Here is a 17169-nt window from a genome sequence, read left to right as displayed (position 1 = left end):
GCATGAAGCCCCTGACCTGGGGACGCGGCCGGGGGGCTTCATGCGGACTGGGATCTACCGGTACCAGTACTTGACGCCCCGGTGGTGCGAGCAGGTGCCGCGGGCGTGGGCGCTGTAGGACCAGGTGCTGTCCTTGCGCTTCGCCGTTGCCCCGCGCGGATGCGGCGGGTTGGCCTTGCAGACGCCCGTGGTGTGCCGGGCGCACGTTGCCGCTGCTGCCCCGGTCGCCGCCGCGACCGGGGCAGACGTGCGCGGCCGCCGGTACGGCTGCCGCAACTGCGCTCCGGAATGTGGTCAGTATCAGAGCTTCCCCCTGCTGTGGATTCGGAGGGGGCGATCATGGGCCTGGCTGCCGGGAAGAGGCGGCCGGCCGGGTGAGCGGTCACCAGGCTGTGACGGTTGCGGCCCGGTCGTAGCCGCACGTTCGAGTCGTGCGTGCATATGCGCGACCTGCATGGATGGCGATCAGGCGATGTACTGCTCGGGCTTCGGCGTCCGTGACATGAGCGCGGCGGCTGCGTCCGGGACGCTGGTAGTGCCGTCGATCACCGCGGCGACGACCTCGGTGATCGGCATCTCAACCCCGTGGACCCGCGACAGGTCCAGGACGGCCTGGCACGACTTCACACCCTCAGCCGTCTGCCCCGTCGCCGTCGTGGCTTCCTCCATGCTCATTCCCTGCCCGAGATGCTCGCCGAAGGTCCGGTTCCGGGACAGCGGCGAGGAACAGGTGGCAATGAGGTCGCCGGCCCCGGCGAGGCCGGAGAACGACAGCGGGTCGGCGCCCATCGCCTGGCCGAGCCGCGCGGTCTCCGCGAGGCCGCGGGTGACGAGGAGGGCGCGGGCGTTGTCGCCCATGCCCAGACCGGCCGCCAGGCCAACCGCGAGGGCGATGGCGTTCTTGATCGCCCCGCCGATGATCATTATCTGGGGTTTGTGGAACTTATGTGCAGTTCAGGCCGAAGTGAGTCTGTGAGGGACGTTAGTCACGGAGCACTAAGCGGCTACGGCGAAGTCAAATGCTGATTCTTCTCGGCGTACAAGCCCTCGCCCCAGCCGAACAGTGCGGGATCAGCAGTGCACTTCACCGCATCCGCCGCCACGGACCGGCAGGTGTTGCTCGCGGATCTTTGAGTACGCGTACTCATGCACTCGTGTACGGCGCAGGGAAATGTGTGGCGACGAACGTTAAGTATCCGGGAGGGGCGGGGAATTGGGATCACATCGGAGACTGGGCGCTGGAGTGCTGGTGGCGGGATGTGCGTTGATGATGACGGTGGCCACCGCATGCTCCCGACCGCCCGCCGACAGTGAGCTGCGGGCCAAGGCACAGGGAGCCGACGCACAGCGCAAGCGCGACTCGGAGGATGCGCATATCCGGGGGCTGCTGGCGCCGTTCAGCCACGTGGAGGGCCTACACCCCGGGTATACGATGTTCGAGGACAGATGCAACAAAGCCAGCGAGGGCAACATCTTCGAGCCCGCCACGGGCCCCTTGCTGACCTGCTCGATGAGCGGGCATGCCGTGTTCGGGGTCGAGGGTGAGGTCGCCGACGTGCTGCGGCGTATCGACGCCGCGCACATCGCGAAGTGGCAGCCCAATGTCAACGGCCCCGGGAGTGCGTCCGGGGGATCGATGGACTACGCGCTGATGTACCAGCGGATGCGGGGCGTGGAGCCCGACGGGCAACTGATGCCCGGTCCCTACCTGGAGTCGGTGAACGAAGATGTGGAGATCACATGGGACACGGCGCCCCACGGAACCATGCCCCCTCTGCACCAGGTGGAGGGCAAGGAAACGCCCGCCTGCCCGCCAGAAACCGCCGTGTACTCCCGGTGCGACATCACCCCCCAGCGCCCTGAAGCCGTGCCGTCCATCCGCGCCCGGTACGGAACTGTTCTCCAAGTGGACATCCGACCGGCTCTCTCAGACGGAACCTACTTCAAGGTGCCCCGCCCCCGGTCCTAAGTCCCGGCGATCAGCCGCTATGGGGCACAGCCTCGCTCCTACGGCGCGCCGTGCAGACGGGAGATCAAGGCGGCCGCCTGGCCGTGCGCGTCGCTGACCGTGTGGTGGAAGGCGAAGGCGAGGTCCAGGGTGAGTTCGGCATACGCCAGACCGGCAGTGTGAATTTCGGTGCGCAGCAGTCAGGCCCGGCCTTCGATGTCGGCGTCGTCGCGTCCGGCGTCGCGTACGAGGGCTGCGATCCGGTGGTGAGAGCGGTGGCACGCAGATCGAGTCCGGACAAACTGTTGGGCGAGGTCGATTTCGGCGAGGGCGAGGGCGGGGTCGGTGATGCGAGGATGAAGGCGCGCTGAGCCTGTCCGTGGGCCCGTTCACCGGCGATGCCATTGATATGGCGTTTCTGCAGGTGAACTGCTGCGCCCGTTCGGGTGAGTTCACCCCTGCCGCCCTTCCTGCTCTGCGGGCCGGACGCTGCAACCCGGGGTGTGATCAGGAAACTGTTGCGTTTCGCACCCGTGCTCGCTCTCTCCGTGCTGTCCCTCGCCGCTCCGGCCGCGGCTGCACCGGCCGAACATCTTCTCCCGGCTGCGGGTCCGGCCGGCACGGTGTCGGCGGTGAAGAAGGTGCGGGCTCCTGCGACCGCGCACGATGTGCCGCTGTTCCAGGCGCTGGAGTGGGTCGGCGAGGCTCCCGAGGGTCCTCGGGCCGGCTACAGCCGGGACCTGTTCAGGCGCTGGAACAAGGGCCTGAACCCTACGGACGGGTGTGACACCCGCAAGGAGGTGGTCCTGTCCGAGGCAAAGACGGCACCGGAGATCGGGGCGAAGTGCACGCTGTCTGGGGGCCGGTGGATCTCGGAGTACGACCAGGTGTGGGTGACCTCTGCGTCCTTGCTCGACCTCCGGGGTGGCCCACGGTGGCATACGGATGCCCGCGCCCCAGTCCATGACCGGGGTGGAGGACGAGGGGGGCCCACTGGTAAGGGATCCGGCCGCGTCGGCCAGCCAGCTCGCGTAGCTCCGCCGGTCCAGCAGCGCCCACAGGACCGGTGCCCACTTCCAGCGGTGCAGTGCCGCCGTCGCGCGCAGATGACGCAGCGAGGCGATGGGCGCCCTGCGCACGAGCGCGTACAGGTAGGTGGGCAGGGCCCAGAACAGTTCGTCGCCCCCATGTCCGGTCAGATGCCGGGTCGATCCCCGCTCGGCCATCTGACGCACCTGGGCGAGCTGCTGTGCCTGGGTGCGGATCAACGGAGAGGGCGCTTCCGTGTCGTACGTGGGCATCGTGATGTCCTCGTACCACCGCGGCATGTCGTGCGGCGGCGTCACCACGTGCTCGGCGCCGGGCAGCGCGGCGGCGGCTTCCCGAGCCCATCGCTCGTCGTCGACTCCCGGATCCATCGCCTCCCAGCGGCTGGTGATCAGGCGCGCCGGGCCGCGGTCACCGATGAGGAAGCAGAGGCTGGTGGAGTCCATTCCTTCGGAGAGGTCCGCGCTGACCGTGCCGCCGCCCTGCGTCCGTACGGCGACGGCCTCCTCGAGACGCGACCGGAGCAGTTCCGCGCCGTCCCCCACCAGGGGTAGCTCCGGTTCCGGCGGTGACCACCAGTCCACCGTGCGGTGACTGCCGTCGGCTCCAAGGTCGAGATAGGCGTTCCCCGGCAGCCGGTGGACCCCGCGCCACAGCGGCGTCTCGCCCAGCGGCCACGGGGCCATGGGTGTCAGCAGGTGCCGGGCGAGCACTCTTCCTGTCCGAGTCCCCCTGGGAGGCCGATCAGGTCAACGACCGGCGGCTTGAACTGCTGCGCGAGCAGCGGGCGACGGCTCCGCATGACGGCGGGGTCATCGTGATCGACGATTCCGGGGACCGCAAGGACGGCACGGCGACCGCGCATGTGGGCCGGCAGTGGCTGGGCCGGTTAGGCAAGACGGACAACGGCATCGTCACGGTGAGCACGGTGTGGACCGACGGCCGCGTGTACTACCCGCTGCACGCGACTCCCTACACCCCCGCCCATCACTTCGCCCGCGGCCGGTCCGATCCGGCCTTCCGTACGAAACCGCAGCTGGCTGCTGCCCTCGCGGCCCGAGGCAAGGAGGCGGGCTTCGGCTGCCGGGCGGTGGTCGCCGACTGCGCCTACTCCGTCAGCGACGACTGGTACCTCGCACTGCGCGAGGCCGGCCTGGCCTACGTGGTCGCGCTCAAGCCGCACCGCGGCACCTGGGCTCCGGCCGATCAGCCGCACACCCCCATCGAAGCCGCCCACGCCCTGACCTGGCGCGATGCCAAGCGTCCAGATGACTGGACGCCCGTGGAGCGTCACTTCCGCGACGGGCACACCGAGACCTGGTGGGCCGCCGATGCCCGCCTGGCCGGCTACCGACCCGACTCACCCTGCCGCCTGGTCGTGGCCACCACCGACCCGGCCAGCCTGCCGGAGAAGGCCACCTGGTACCTGGCCACCAACCTGCCCCACCCCGACGCACCCCATGCCGCCACCGGCCCGCACCCGCCGGCCGACCTCGCCGAAATCGTCCGTCTCTACGGCCTGCGGCCGTGGATCGAGCAGAGCTACAAACAGATCAAGGACGAACTCGGCTGGGCCGACTTCCAAGTCCGCTCCGACCGCGCCATCCGCCGCCACCAGACCCTGGTCAACCGCGCCTTCTCCTTCTGCTGGGACCGATGGTTCGCCCCACCCGGACCCCTGGATGCCACCGCGCCGGACCCGTGCCCCGACGAGGGGCCAGAGAGGGGGCCCAGCCGAACCCCACCAGCCCCAACAGCCTTGCTGGCCCAAGGCCTTACGGGCCATCCGTTCCTGGCTCACCCCCGCCGTCACCCTCAACCGATGGTGGCAAGCCTGGACGGACACGGACCCACCCTCCGAGCTCCAAGCCCTAATCGACGCGGTCACCACCGGACACGGCATTGACCTCTACCGCCGGATTTAACGAACTACCAGTAAGCGTTTCACATCGTGATCCGGAGGCGGCTCCCACGGAAACGCGCTGGTCAGTCGAAGATGGCGCAGTTGACCGCGTCCATCAGGGCCGCGCCGGTCTGGTGCGCCTGCTTGGTGAGAGTGGACGTGGCAAAGAAGAAGGCGGCGGTGCGATGGCCGGTGGAGTCGGTGACGTTGTAGGTCGCATAACCCGGGACGACGCCGACGTGGTCCCAGACCGTGCCACAGTCGGTCTTCGCCGTCTCGATGCCCAACCCGTAGCCGAGCTCGTCCGGGTCCCCCGGCCCGTCCTCCGGCACGGTGGTGCGCATCTCGGCCAGTTGGGCTGCGGGCAGCAGGCGGCCCGACATCAGCGCGCCGTAGAAACGGGACCAGTCACCGGCGGTGGACACGATCGCGGCATCCGCTCCGTCGGCCGTGACGTAGTCGCCGGTGACGTCCACGTGGTCGTCGTGCTGCGGTCCGGCGTAGTTCCTGAACTCGTCGGGGACGTCCGGTGGCATGTGGGCGGCGTCAGGTTCGTAGCCGTGCGCGTGCCGGTCGTGCCAGGCGGAGCCGGTGGCGTAGAAGGTGTGCCGGAGTCCCAGGGGTCCGGCGATCCGGTCCCGCACCAGCGTCGCAAGGTTCTTACCGGTGGCCTTCTCCAGGACGGCGCCGATCGCGATGTAGTTGGTGTTGCTGTACGACCACTCGGTGCCGGGCTCGAACAGTGCCGGGTGTCTGCTCACCAGGCTCAGGATTTCCGTCGACGTCCATACGTGGGAGTCCCGGCCCGTGAGGGCCGGTGCGAGGGCGGGGTCCTCGGTGTAGTCGAACAACCCACTAGTGTGGTTGAGCAGCATGCGCAGGGTGATCGCTCTGCCGTTGCGCACCTGGCCGGGCAGCCACTTGTCGACCGGGTCGGTGAGGGCGAGTCTGTGCTCAGCGACCAGTTGCAGGACGAGGGTGGCCATCACCGTCTTGGTGTTGGACGCTTCTCGCACCTCGTCGTCCGCCGTGAGCCGATGGTCCTTCTTCGTCCAGGCGGCCTGCTCGGAGATCTCGATGGGCCTGCCGTGACCGTCGTCCACCCGCACGATCACCCCAGGCACTCCTTCTTCCGCCAACTTCCGCTCACTCCCGCAGGTGAGCGTGTGTCTCCGCAGTGCCGTCCTGTCGGACCGCCGAGAGCGTCCGAGGGCCGACGGCCGCACTCTCGCGGACCGCCGCACTATCGTGGACCGTGTTCGCACTCGACGGGGTCGCAGCGAGGGGCACGACGAGGGCCGCGGACACCGCAACTGTTGCTACTGCGCGAACCCCCGTCAGTTGCGGGCGCCGTCGAACACGCACATTGACACGCAATTCATGCTCCTTCGAGAATCCGGGAAGGCCGTCGGGCACGATCGGGGGACGGGGAGGAGAACACGGGACTCCGCCCGGCGAGTTGTCGCCCGGCCCTGGTGCGAAGCCAGCTCCGGCGGGCCCTGCACAGCCCTGGGGAATCCTTCGGAGGATAGCCGAAGGCGGGGTGAAAAAGATGAATATCGGTTACCGCACCCACGGCATCATCGACGCCCTGGCCGAGGCCGACGTGCGCTGCTGGGCCGATAAGGGATACCAGGGTGCCGGCGGCACCGTGCGCGTCCCCTACCGCGCCCGCTGGAGAACATCTCCGCAGGCCAGCAAGCCGTCAACGTCTCCCACGCCAGGATCCGCGCGGTCGGCGAGCAGGCGATGGCCACCCTGAAGTCCTGGCGCCTGCTGCGCAAGCTCCGCTGCAGCACCACCCGCATCACCGACCTGGTCAAGGCCGTCCTCGCCCTGCATCTGGCGACGTCAAACTGAGGTTGGAAAAGGCTCAGTGGCTTCGAATATGGCAAATGGCTCGAAGTGTGTGGGTATCTAAGAGGGCAGTTTGCAAGTCTTTGGGTGCTTCTGTTGTCGCCTGATGGTGTGGCGGCGGGGCGGAATCTGCCGGTCCGCAGTCGTTGATCTGGTGATGTGACCAGGTGAGTGAACGCAAGCCGTATCCGAGTGACTTATCGGACGAGCAGTGGTCGTTGACCGAGCCGGTGATCACCGCGTGGAAGGACCGGCACCGTTCGGTCAGTGGCCATCAGGGCGCCTACGACATGCGGGAGATCGTGAACGCGATCCTGTACCAGAGCAGGACCGGCTGTCAGTGGGCCTATCTCCCACACGATCTTCCGCCGAAGAGCGCGACGTACTACTACTTCGCCGCCTGGCGGGACGACGGGACCGACCAGGTCATCCATGAACTCCTGCGCTGCCAGGTCCGTGAACGTGCCCGCCGATTAGAGGACCCGACCCTGGTGGTGCTGGACACCCAGAGTGTCCACGCGGCCGCCGGGGTCCCCGCCGCCACGACCGGCCGGGATCCGGGCAAGCGGGTGCCGGGCCGCAAGCGCGGACTGGCTGTGGACGTCCTCGGCCTGGTCATCGCGGTGGCTGTCCTCGCCGCAAACACGCATGACAACGCCGCGGGCATCATCCTGCTGGACCAGGTCGCCGAGCATGCCGACGGCACCGTCCGCAAAGCCCTGGTCGACCAGGGCTTCGAGAACCAGGTCGTCATGCACGGCGCGGGCTTGGGGATTGACGTCGAGATCGTCGAACGCAACCCGCAGGACAAGGGGTTCGTGCCGCAGCCGAAGCGATGGAGGGTCGAGCAGACATACGGGATCTTGATACTGCACCGGCGACTGGTCCGCGATTACGAGCACCGCCCTTCCTCGTCCGCCTCCCGCGTCTACTGGGCGATGACCCACGTCATGATCCGCCGCCTCACCGGCACGAACACCCCCACCTGGCGCGAAGAACGGGCGGTGACCGCGTGAACATCCAGCCCCTGCTCGGTGCCCTGGACCTCCAGGAAGACGCAGCCCGGGCCCTGGCCGACGACTTCCGGGCACAGATCGACGACCTGCAGACCCGGTTGCGGGAGGCCGAGACCCGCCTGGAGCACCTCGCGATCACCCGCAGGACCGTCACCGGCCTCGCCGACCGGCTCCCCACCGTCCCACCGGACCTGCCCGAGCACCCGGACTACCCCCGCATCCTCGCCGTCTTCAACCAGGCGACCGGGCCGCTACGGGCCAAGGACATCTGCGAAGCCCTCGGTCACGAACCGCTGCCGAAGAACATCGAAGGCACCGCGCCAAACTGAAACGCCTCGTCAAGCTCGACGTCCTTGCCGAGATCGACGCCGACAGCTTCACCAGGAAGCGGTAGCTGCCCGATGGTCCGCGACCAGACCAGGAGGCGGGTGTTGTGGCACAGCCAGTAGCGGGGAAGGTCAGCCGCTCATCCAGCCGTGCTCCCTATGCACCGCTGAGGTTGATCCCGGGGAGTGGACACCGGGTTTCATGCGACGAGTGACAGCGTACGTGATGTGGTCAGTTGCTGTTCGAACTCGGCTGGTGTGAGGTAGCCGAGCGCGGAATGCCGACGGCGCCGGTTGTAGTACGACAGCCAGCGGAACAGCTCCAGCCGAGTCTGTGCCTTCGAGGTCCAGCGCCTTCCGTGGAGCAACTCGCGCTTGAGACCCTGGAAGAACGACTCGGCGAGGTCATTGTCTTAGCTTGAGCCGACCCGGCCCACGCTGCGGCGGATGCCGTGCCGGCGGCAGACCTCGGCGAAGGCGGCCGCGCTGTACTGGGCGCCCCTGTCGGTGTGGAAAACGACGCCGCGAACCCGGCCGCCGCGGGCGGCCACGGCCATCTCGATCGCGTCGGTGACCAGCGAGGTGCGCATGTGGTCGGCGATCGACCAGCCCACCACCTTCCTGGAGCAGATGTCGGTCACCGTGGCGAGATAGAGCCATGTCGCGCCGACGGCAATGTAAGTGATGCCGCCGCACCACCTGGTGTTGAGCGTGTCCGCGGTGAAGTCGCGCATGACCAGGTCCGGCGCGGGCGGCGCGGTCCTGTCCGCGATCGTCGTCCGCTTCTTCTTGCGTAGGTGCAGGCCGACGATGTGGTTGATCCGCATCAGCCCGGTTACGCGCTCGCGGTTGATCCGTCCGTCCTCTCGCGCGCAATTCAGCATGGACGCGCGGAGCCCCATACGCCCCCGGTGTTCGGCATGGATGGCGCGGATCCCGCTTACGGTCCGTTCTCCTCGCTCATCGATACGGGCGCGAGCCTCGCTCGATGGCCAGATGCCGGTAGTAGCCGGCGCGGGACGCCCTGAGCACCCGGCAGATCCGGCTGGACGCCGAATCGGCGTGGTTCTTGGAGATAAGTCCCAGCAGTAGGGTCACTTCACCTTCCGGGCGAAATAGGTTCTGCCCGGCGCAGAATCTCACGTTCCAGCTAAGCCACTCCTGCTCGGCCTTGAGCAGCCGGGCGCTCTCCGCCCGCAGCCAGGCCGGCTCCTCCGCCGTTCCTCTGCCATCCCACCCTCGGGCGCGGCTTGAACCTCGTCCTTGCAGCAACCAGGTCCGAAGCACCCGCGGTGACGCTCGAGATCCGCAGCCACAGCCACGCGGTACGTCCGCTTCCCCCCCGCCGCGCGGTGCGCGACGGCGTCCTTCCTAACCCTCCGATGGAGACTGCGTCCTACCTACATCCTCCCTGGACCATCAAGATCCATTGTCAGGGTGTCCACTCCGAAGATCAACCTCAGCCATCTCGCTGCGGTCGGTCCTCTAACGGGCAGTACGGCAACAACGTCGTCGCGAGTGACTTCGCGGAGCGATTGCCGGGTCGTCGCCCAGAGTCGAGCGCGCGGCAGGGGCAGCGTAGAGGTAGTGGCGAGTCGTCCGGTCGGAACGCGGGTGACGCCGCGGCGCGACGGTACTGCCGTTCTGCATGACGTCGGCCCACTCGCCGATCTCGCTGCGTATCTGTGCGGGCAGGGGAGGGGTCTTCCGCTCGACCTAGGCGGTGACGGTCGTGAGCGGTCGTCCGTCAGGAAGCCGCGTGGTCCAGGGACCTCGATGGTCGGGCGGACTGGGAGTTAAGCCCGCGGATCACGGCCACGCGGGTGGCGTCGACTGGTCCTCCAGGGGTGTCCTGGGTGGCCAGCAGGACCTTGAGGGTACGGTTGACCCAGCCAGTCACAGGGTCCAGCCATGCTGTTCGCCAAGGTCCAGGCATTTCTGGCTTCGGAGGGACTCCAGCAGCTCGGGCATGACGGGGTCGGGCACCGTCAGGGTGCGCAGGCGCCCGTAGTCGCGGCGAGCGTCGAACAGGACGAGTTGGCGGTGGACAACAGGGTCGATCGGTCGCAAGACCGGACGCCTGCGCGAGCGAGTGCGGCGGTGCGGAAGCGCCGGGGCGGCGGACGGTGGTGGGGCGGCACCAGCAGTGCCAGCCGCTGTTCCATGCCGTGGAAGAAGAGCTGGTGGCCGCCGGTGACGGCTTCAAGGCGGTCGGGGTCGGACGGGTCACGTGCCCAGGACCGGCTTCGGCGCCAGCACAGGCGGCACTCCTCTTGCCGGATTGAGCGACGCGGTCCGTCCGCAGGAGGTGCACGTGCCTTCGCCGGGATGGCGTCTGGCCCAGTCGCGGCAGGCATCACAGGTACCTCCGGTCGATTTGAACAGGCCCCATGCGTCGCACCATTGGCACGAGTCGGGCAGCGGCGGCGCGCCTTTGTGGCAGCGCTGGCAGAGTCCGGCTGTGTAGTAGTCCGGCGAGCCGCAACGACGGCACGGCGGTGGTGTGTGCGAGCCGCGTGTGCGGCAGCCGTAGCAGTACTTGGCCTTGGTGTGGGCAACCGGTCGCAGCCCGCATCCAGGGCACGTTCGCGGGGCGGTCACGCCGGCGGCAACGTGCGGTTGCGTCCGAGCCGAGGCGTGACCGAGTTGGTCCCGCCAGCCTCCGCCTTCGGCCGCCTGGCCGGGCGGCGGGCCGCCGCGACCTCAGGCTCGGATCAGCAGGTCGCCCGTTGTGCAGCCCAGGACGGCGCAGATGATGTCCAGGTCGTCCAGGCGCACGGTCGTCGGAGCGCCGGTCCACAGAGCGGACATCTTCCCCGCGCTGATCTCCAGTCCGGCCTCCGCCAGGCGGCGGCGCATCTCGGTGGACTTCCAGATGCCTTGCTCCGCGGCCGTCATCCGCAGGTTCCAGCGCACCGTGTCACTTCCCGTTGCTCGCCCCGAGCCGGGCGGCGACCCGTTCGTTCGCCGCAGCCCAGGTGTGTTCGATGTGGTCGTTGTGGACATGGACATAACGTGTCGTAGTGGACAGCCACTCGTGTCCGAGGAGCTCTTGGACCGCCTTCAGGTCCAGCCCCTGGGCGTAGTACTCGGACGCAGAAGTGTCGCAGCCCGTGCGGCGTCAGACGGCCGGACCAGGACGGCAAGTGCAGCCCAACGGCCTTGGCCAGTCCGGAGCGGAGAGCGTCGTCGCCCACGCGGCGGCACCAGCCGGTATACGGATCTCGGCGCTCGCTCGGCAGCAGCGGCGCGTCGGGGTCCGCGTAGTCGTCGCCGAACTGGGTGACAACATCGGTGAACCACCAGTTCACCAGTGCGTCCACCGAGTTGGATCGCCGGACGAGCCGCTGAAGCCGCGGCCACGGCTTCCCTTGCCATGCTGGACGTGCAGCTTGCCGTATTTCGCCCAGGTCGGGCCGCCAGTCGCGGATGTCGAGCATCCTGGTCTCGCCTATCCGCAGCCTGGCGCGCTGCCACAGCGACGCGGCGAAGTATCGGGCGGCCGGCAGGTACTTGCGCGCCGACGGCAGCGACGTCCGCCAGGCCGCGAACAGGTCGCCGACCTCCGAGGAAGACGGCGGAATGCGCGGCGAACCGTAGTCGGCCCTGGCCGGGCGGTTGAATTCATCGATCGGCTGGACCAGCACGTGCCCGGTCAGCGCATGCACATCGCCCTGGTAGCGGGCGATGAGGAAGTCGAAGAACTGGGCGATCGAGCCCGCGTTGTTGTGCACGGTGCCCTTCGCCAGGCCCCGGACCTTGCGCTGGTGGACAAGGAAACGGTCGGCGTCGTCTGGCTGCACGGTCCACACCGGCCGGCCCACGAACCGGATCAGCTCGAAGAGGACCGCCCGGTCGCCCGCGATCGTGACGTCCTCGACCCCGGCTCCGACGGACGCCAGCAGGTACTGGTCCACGAGCCTTGCTCGTAGTCCTCGTAACCCGTTCGTGCGCAGGCTTCGCGGCGAACCCAGCGAGCGCACCGTCGCTAACGCCACAGAGTCCTCACTCACTTCACCAGGAGCGACAGTGCGCCGAAAAATATCAGCGAACTCAAGAAACCTGACCGAATGCCAGAATCTCCCAACAGTCCCATGAACCCGTCGCGGCCTGGCCTGTGCGGCCACCAGCAACAAGAACGCCCAAGGAACCTGCGGGAGTTCGTGTAAACGGCACCGCCACGCACGCAGCAGCCCCGTCCTGGCCAGCCACCCCGCCGGACGGCCCTGCACCGATCCCTCCCGCCCCTGCCTGTCGCGCACCACGGACGAGCTGCCCGCAGCGGCAGCCCTGCCGACCGGCACGGAGTTCTGGATGATCCACACCCGGAACTACCAGTTGGTCTCGCTGCCCGAGCGGCCCGATGTGCCCTCCGGCATCAGCCTCGACGTGCCTGTCCTGGCAAATCGCGTGGCCAGTGCACCGCGACTCTCACCCCCGAACAGCAACACCTGATGGACCTCTGGAACGGCCTCATGAACGGGGCCTGACCGCCCCGTTCCGCACGGAAGGAAACCGCCATGCTGATCACACCGGACCCGGCCACACCCGCAGGCGAGGCCATCATCGACCTGGCCGACCTGATGGACGGCCTCCAGGAGCGCACCGGCGAATGGCCGGGTGCGGACACCGTCGACATCGTCGAAGGGTGGCTGAGCCGCTTCAGCTTCGCCGTCACCGACGACCTCACCACGCAGGCAGCCGGCCGGGCATGGGTGCTGCGTCAGTGGGACCGGCACAGCGATGACGTGACCCTCTGGTCCGACGAGGCTTCCGCCCTGGCCTCGCTCGCGCAGGAGGTACGCAGTTCCTGGGACGACGTGGCGGGCACCGACGGTTTCCCGTACCGGCCTCCCGCCGACGACCAGACGGCCGTGAACCTCTACTACGGGCCGGAGAGCAACCGCGGCGACGCGGGCTACACGCTGTACCCCGCCGACATCTCCCGTCATCTGCGAGCGCCCTTCAGCCTCAGCCTCTCGGACGCCGAGGCCTGCGCGGAGGCGAACAGCTCGGCGGTCTTCCACCCGCAGGCGAACCCCGACGACGAAGGCCTGCCCTGCATCGAGATCGCGGGCATCCTCGTGTTCGCCTACCTCGACGCCGACCGCGGAGCCGTACGGGTCTCCGTTCATCTGGACACCACCGACGAGCAGTTGGTCCGGGCCGACGGCACGGTCCCGTTGCAGGTGGAGATCGAAGACGCCACGGCGTTCGACAACTCACCCCGCCGCCGCTCCCGGCGCAGCCGACCGGCTGGAAGGCCCGCTTCCGGCGTCTCACCCGCCGTACCGCACTCCCCGGCGGCGGGAAGTGCCGACAGCGGGTCCTTAACGTCCTGGCCGCGATGCGCAAGAGCCGCCATGCCCTCTCCGATGCGGAGATCACCCGGCGGGCCGTCGTCAACCCGCAGTACCTTCAACGCCACCGCGACCTCAAAGCGGAAGCCGAGACGGTCCGCGCCCAGCTCGCCCAAGACGGGCCGCGGGCGGTGGCAGCAGCGACCGCCCGCAAGGAGGCGGCCCTCGAAGTCGAGAACCGCATGCTCCTGGAACAGAACGCCGCCCTGCAACGGACCCTTCACGAAGTCCAGAACGAGCTGCGCACGCTACGCGCCCACGAACTGGGCGCCCGCCTCCGCGACGGCCTGAACGCCCGCTCGCTGCGCGACACGGAGATGGAGGAACTGCGCCAGCAACGAGACGCAGCACTCGCAGCCAGCCGCCAGGCAGAGACCGCCATGCAGGCATTCGCAACGTCAACCAGCGGCTGATGATCGAGAACAGCCGGCTGATCGCCGCAGATGCTCCAGAACCAACCCGGACAGCCGCAACCGCCCGCAAGCCGCCGGGCCCTTGAGAAGCCTGCCGCCGACCGACCTCTGACCCGCACCGCCGGCAGCCTCGAACCTGACGGACGGAGTCGGTACGGATCTGACCGCATGACCAGGTGAGGCCCCTCCAACGCTCCGGAGAGGCCTCACCGGTATCCAGAACCACCGGTACACGCCCCGGTCACGGCCTCGAACTCCTGAAGCCGAGAACTCGGGCGGCGGTCAGGACCGATCTTCGCCTGCGACTATCTCGCTGACCATCTCCGCCGCAAGATCAACGGCGGACTGCAGGTCGTCGAGAGCTGGAACTCCACCAACGACAAGATCTTCTACGGCCGCGAGAGCGTCCTCACCGGCGCCGACCGCGAGCACGCCGAGGTCTCCATGCTCGCACTCCATCTCCTGCAATCCAGCCTGGTCTTGATCAACACCCAGCTTCTCCAGGAGGTCTCCGCGCCCCGCAGTGGGCCGGGAAGCTCACCGCCGCAGACCGGCGCGGGCTGTCCCCGCTGTTCTGGTCCCACGTCGACCCGTACGGGAGATTTCACCTTGATATGGACAGCAGGCTCGGCATCACCAGGAGGTAGGCCTACCTCGGATGGCCTGGGTGTCGCTTACTGCCCGTCGCCGTGATGCGGCGGCGGACTTCGCGGTGGGCGCTCTCCTTTCGGTAATCCGTCAACCGTTTGCTCAGACGGGAAGTTCGGTGATGCTGAGGGCGAAGTCCAAGTTCCCCACCCCGTGGTTGGCAGGCCCACCGTAACCACCGCCCGCTCCCTCCAGCCAGTGCGCCATTTTCAGGCCGCCGACGTCCAGCGGTCGCATCCCGAGGGGTCTTCGATGAACGCCTCCACACGCCTGGCCTGCGCGTTATCGCCGGCGATGAAGACGTCGGAGCCGACCGCCCTTCTCCAGGACATGGCGGAAGACGGTGTTGGAACGCCTTCACCACGCTGGCGCCGGCCGGGGCCGCCTTGGCGACTTCCTGCGCGATCGAGGCGTCTCCTCGCGGTGGGCCAGCCCGTCGAACGTGGAGTTGAAGGGATTGCTGATGTCGACGATGACCTTGCCCGCGAGAGCGTCTCCGTACTGGGCGACGACCGGCACGACACCGTCGTGCAACAGGGCCACGACTGACGATGTCCCCGGCCGGGGCGGAGCGCTATTCTCGCACGTCGTGGCGCCGCCTGGGAGTGCCTTGGCCATCCGCGGCCTTGGACTGATCGCGGTCCATGATCTCGACGGTGTTGCCGCCGCTATGGCCCGCGCGCCGATGGTGCGCCTGTTTCCGGTGCCGATGATGCTGATGTCGCTCATGAGATGTCCCGCCCTGGTTGTGGGTTGTTCGGTTCAGATGGCGGTGGTGCCGCCGTCGGCACGAGTTCCATGCCGTTGACGTAGCTGAGTCGTCGGAGGCGAGGAAGAGGGCGGCGGTGGCGATTTCGTCGGGGCGGCCCCATCTGGCCGCGGGGGATGAGGGACTCGAACTGGCGCTTGGTGGCCTCGTCGAAGAGTTCTGCCTGCTTGGCGGTGGCGACCTGGCCGGGGGTCAGGACGTTGACGCGGATGCGGCGGTCCTAGAGCTCGTTGAGCCAGATGCGGGCCCAGGCCTGCTGGACGGCCTTGCTGGCCGGCGTAGACGCTCCAGCCGGGGAAGGCGCCGAGGGAGGCGTTGGAGCCGGTCATGAGGATGGAGCCGCCGTCGTTGAAGAAGGCGGGAGGGCCTTCTGGACGGTGAACAGGGTGCCGCGGGCGTTGAGCCCCGAGCCAGGGTGTCGAACTGGGCCCTCGGTGATCTCGCCGAGCGGGGCGAGCTCGCCCCGCCGCGAAGGCCCACAGCACGTCGATGCTGCCCTTCTCCCGCTCGACGGTGTCGTAGAGGCGGTCCAGGTCGTCCAGGTCGGCGGCGTCGCCCTGGACGCCGGTGACGTTGCGGCCGATCTGCTTCACGGCCTCGTCCAGGGCGTCCTGGCGGCGGCCGGTGATGAAGACGTGCGCTCCCTCGTCGACGAACAGCTTCGCGCCTGCCAGCGCCATGCCGGTGGTGCCGCCGGTGATGACCGCGACCTTGCCGTCGAGCTTTCCCATAGTCGTTCCCTTGGGTCGGTGGTGCCGTGTGTACCTGGGACGACGGTGTTATGTTCACCGCCCTGTGTACGTACCGTACGGGCGGGCGTCGGGGACGAAACTATGTACACCGGCCGTTACCCAGCTGCGGTACGGTGGATCCATGACGGAGTTGGAGAAGGGCCCCACGGGCCGCTGCCCGCGGACCGGGGCGCCTGAGCGCATCCTCAGGCGTCCCAGAGCTGTTCCGCGAGCAGGGCATCAACCGCACCGGCATGGACCAGCTGTGCGCCGCGGCCGAGGTGTCCAAGCGCACGGCCTACCAGCACTTCACGGCAAGGACGAACTCGTCGCCGAGTACCTGCGCCGGTTCGACCCTCCGTCCTGTCCGGCGTGTTCGACCGCACCGACCTCACCCCGCGAACGGCTCCTCGCCGCCTTCGACATCCCCCCCACCACCCCCTGTGCCCCTACATCGCCGCCGCCGTCGAACTCCACGACCCCCAGCACCCCGCATCCCAGTACGCACGCGAGTACAAGAAAGCCGTCGCCGCGCGGCTCGCCGACACCGCCCGCGAAGCCGGCGCCGCCGACCCTGAACAGCTCGGCGAACAGCTCGCGCTGCTCATCGACGGCGCCGCGGCCCGCACCCGGGTCCTCAACGCCGACGCCTTCCCCACCGCCGCCGCCATCGCCGCCGTCCTCATCGACAACGCCATCCCCGCCACAGCCCGGCGATGACCGGCGACCAGAGGAAGTGTCAAGCTGACTTGGCACTCCGCGGCCGGGCTGGACGCGCTACCGGTCGCGCGGCTGCACCCGCTGGTACGCGACACCAGCCGCCCGGCACCTGGCCCGGACCTGCTGGCTTTTACGGAACTGCCCGCCCGCCTGCTGCAGGCCGCAGCAGAAGCGGCCGGGGAGACCGGCGCCCCGGCGAAGGCTTCAGGAGTTCGAGGCCGTCATCCCGGCCCAGGGCGCTGGCGCGCCGCCGGTTCGAACAGACGCCTGATCACATACGTCCGTACGCGGTGGTGCATGAAGAACTCGTACGCAGCTGGGAGGTTGTGACTGCCACCCCTCTCATCCACTCCACCGCGGCGCTCTCCTCACGGAGCAGCACGGCGTCGACTTCTGGACCGAGCCAGCTGAACCATTCACGCTGATCACCA

At 68.4% G+C, this 17169-nt stretch carries 16 protein-coding genes and 5 pseudogenes; 10 read left to right on the top strand and 11 right to left on the bottom strand.

Going from position 1 to position 17169, the window contains the following annotated elements:
- Window positions 1-54: 54 nt before the first annotated feature.
- Both RV986_RS53700 and RV986_RS53695 read right to left on the bottom strand, forming a co-directional pair.
- Window positions 55-276 carry a DUF3761 domain-containing protein gene (locus RV986_RS53700; protein ID WP_475924964.1) on the bottom strand — a complete coding sequence of 74 codons (222 nt, stop codon included), beginning with the start codon at window positions 274-276 and terminating at the stop codon, window positions 55-57.
- A gap of 189 nt (window positions 277-465) precedes the next feature.
- A pseudogene (locus RV986_RS53695) lies at window positions 466-918 on the bottom strand (NAD(P)H-dependent glycerol-3-phosphate dehydrogenase); the annotation flags it as partial.
- Window positions 919-1276: 358 nt separating this feature from the next.
- On the opposite strand from RV986_RS53695, the gene RV986_RS53690 reads away from it, so the two are divergent.
- Entirely contained in the window at window positions 1277-1969 is a 693-nt protein-coding gene (locus tag RV986_RS53690) for a hypothetical protein (RefSeq protein ID WP_475924963.1), read from the top strand.
- Window positions 1970-2052: 83 nt separating this feature from the next.
- Entirely contained in the window at window positions 2053-2319 is a 267-nt protein-coding gene (locus tag RV986_RS53685) for a hypothetical protein (protein ID WP_475924962.1), read from the top strand.
- Between the two features lie 81 nt (window positions 2320-2400).
- Here the strand turns inward: RV986_RS53685 and RV986_RS53680 are convergent, their stop codons facing one another.
- Entirely contained in the window at window positions 2401-3681 is a 1281-nt protein-coding gene (locus RV986_RS53680) for an asparagine synthase-related protein (RefSeq protein ID WP_475924961.1), read from the bottom strand.
- Here RV986_RS53680 and RV986_RS53675 point away from each other — a divergent pair.
- Window positions 3564-4901, top strand: coding sequence for an IS701 family transposase (locus tag RV986_RS53675; RefSeq protein WP_475924960.1), 1338 nt, complete (start codon window positions 3564-3566; stop codon window positions 4899-4901). The two genes, RV986_RS53680 and RV986_RS53675, sit on opposite strands and share 118 nt — an antisense overlap.
- Before the next feature lie 80 nt (window positions 4902-4981).
- On the opposite strand, the gene RV986_RS53670 is transcribed toward RV986_RS53675, so the two are convergent.
- Window positions 4982-6013, bottom strand: a complete 1032-nt coding sequence (locus RV986_RS53670; protein WP_475924959.1) for a serine hydrolase domain-containing protein — start codon at window positions 6011-6013, stop codon at window positions 4982-4984.
- Window positions 6014-6465: 452 nt separating this feature from the next.
- Between RV986_RS53670 and RV986_RS53665 the strand changes: the two are divergent.
- The 3 genes and pseudogenes from RV986_RS53665 to RV986_RS53655 all read left to right on the top strand — a co-directional run.
- Window positions 6466-6758: pseudogene (locus RV986_RS53665) on the top strand (transposase family protein); the annotation flags it as partial.
- A 164-nt stretch (window positions 6759-6922) separates the two neighbouring features.
- The gene (locus RV986_RS53660) at window positions 6923-7771 is read left to right on the top strand and encodes an IS5 family transposase (protein ID WP_475924958.1); all 849 of its coding nucleotides are present in this window, start codon (window positions 6923-6925) and stop codon (window positions 7769-7771) included.
- Window positions 7768-8100 (top strand): hypothetical protein, encoded by a 333-nt coding sequence (locus tag RV986_RS53655; RefSeq protein ID WP_475924957.1) that lies wholly within the window; start codon window positions 7768-7770, stop codon window positions 8098-8100. Before RV986_RS53660 ends, RV986_RS53655 begins: the two co-directional genes overlap by 4 nt.
- Before the next feature lie 197 nt (window positions 8101-8297).
- Here RV986_RS53655 and RV986_RS53650 read toward each other — a convergent pair.
- The 5 genes and pseudogenes from RV986_RS53650 to RV986_RS53630 form a co-directional block, all read right to left on the bottom strand.
- Window positions 8298-8498, bottom strand: a pseudogene (locus RV986_RS53650) (integrase core domain-containing protein); the annotation flags it as partial.
- Window positions 8499-8510: 12 nt separating this feature from the next.
- Complete coding sequence (locus tag RV986_RS53645; RefSeq protein WP_475924985.1) at window positions 8511-9065, bottom strand: IS3 family transposase; 555 nt, start codon at window positions 9063-9065, stop codon at window positions 8511-8513.
- Between the two features lie 928 nt (window positions 9066-9993).
- Entirely contained in the window at window positions 9994-10167 is a 174-nt protein-coding gene (locus RV986_RS53640) for a hypothetical protein (RefSeq protein WP_475924956.1), read from the bottom strand.
- A 633-nt stretch (window positions 10168-10800) separates the two neighbouring features.
- Window positions 10801-10995: a helix-turn-helix domain-containing protein gene (locus RV986_RS53635; RefSeq protein WP_475924955.1), complete on the bottom strand. Its 195-nt coding sequence runs from the start codon at window positions 10993-10995 to the stop codon at window positions 10801-10803.
- Complete coding sequence (locus tag RV986_RS53630) at window positions 10992-12014, bottom strand: tyrosine-type recombinase/integrase (protein WP_475924954.1); 1023 nt, start codon at window positions 12012-12014, stop codon at window positions 10992-10994. The genes RV986_RS53635 and RV986_RS53630 overlap by 4 nt, the downstream gene beginning before the upstream one ends.
- A gap of 397 nt (window positions 12015-12411) precedes the next feature.
- Here RV986_RS53630 and RV986_RS53625 point away from each other — a divergent pair, with 397 nt between their 5' ends.
- The 3 genes from RV986_RS53625 to RV986_RS53615 all read left to right on the top strand — a co-directional run bounded on the left by RV986_RS53625 (window position 12412) and on the right by RV986_RS53615 (window position 14563).
- Window positions 12412-12552, top strand: a complete 141-nt coding sequence (locus RV986_RS53625; protein ID WP_475924953.1) for a hypothetical protein — start codon at window positions 12412-12414, stop codon at window positions 12550-12552.
- A gap of 65 nt (window positions 12553-12617) precedes the next feature.
- Entirely contained in the window at window positions 12618-13748 is a 1131-nt protein-coding gene (locus RV986_RS53620) for a hypothetical protein (protein WP_475924952.1), read from the top strand.
- A gap of 413 nt (window positions 13749-14161) precedes the next feature.
- Window positions 14162-14563, top strand: coding sequence for a Tn3 family transposase (locus RV986_RS53615; protein ID WP_475924984.1), 402 nt, complete (start codon window positions 14162-14164; stop codon window positions 14561-14563).
- A 57-nt stretch (window positions 14564-14620) separates the two neighbouring features.
- On the opposite strand, the pseudogene RV986_RS53610 reads toward RV986_RS53615, so the two are convergent.
- Together RV986_RS53610 and RV986_RS53605 are read right to left on the bottom strand one after the other, a co-directional pair.
- A pseudogene (locus RV986_RS53610) lies at window positions 14621-15247 on the bottom strand (NADPH-dependent F420 reductase).
- Between the two features lie 33 nt (window positions 15248-15280).
- Window positions 15281-16018: pseudogene (locus RV986_RS53605) on the bottom strand (SDR family oxidoreductase).
- A 372-nt stretch (window positions 16019-16390) separates the two neighbouring features.
- Between RV986_RS53605 and RV986_RS53600 the strand changes: the two are divergent.
- Complete coding sequence (locus RV986_RS53600; protein WP_475924988.1) at window positions 16391-16738, top strand: hypothetical protein; 348 nt, start codon at window positions 16391-16393, stop codon at window positions 16736-16738.
- The last annotated feature ends 431 nt before the right edge of the window (window positions 16739-17169 follow it).

The sequence above is a fragment of the Streptomyces sp. RLA012 genome (genome assembly GCF_056270325.1).
This window is presented reverse-complemented; position numbering and strand designations above follow the sequence as displayed.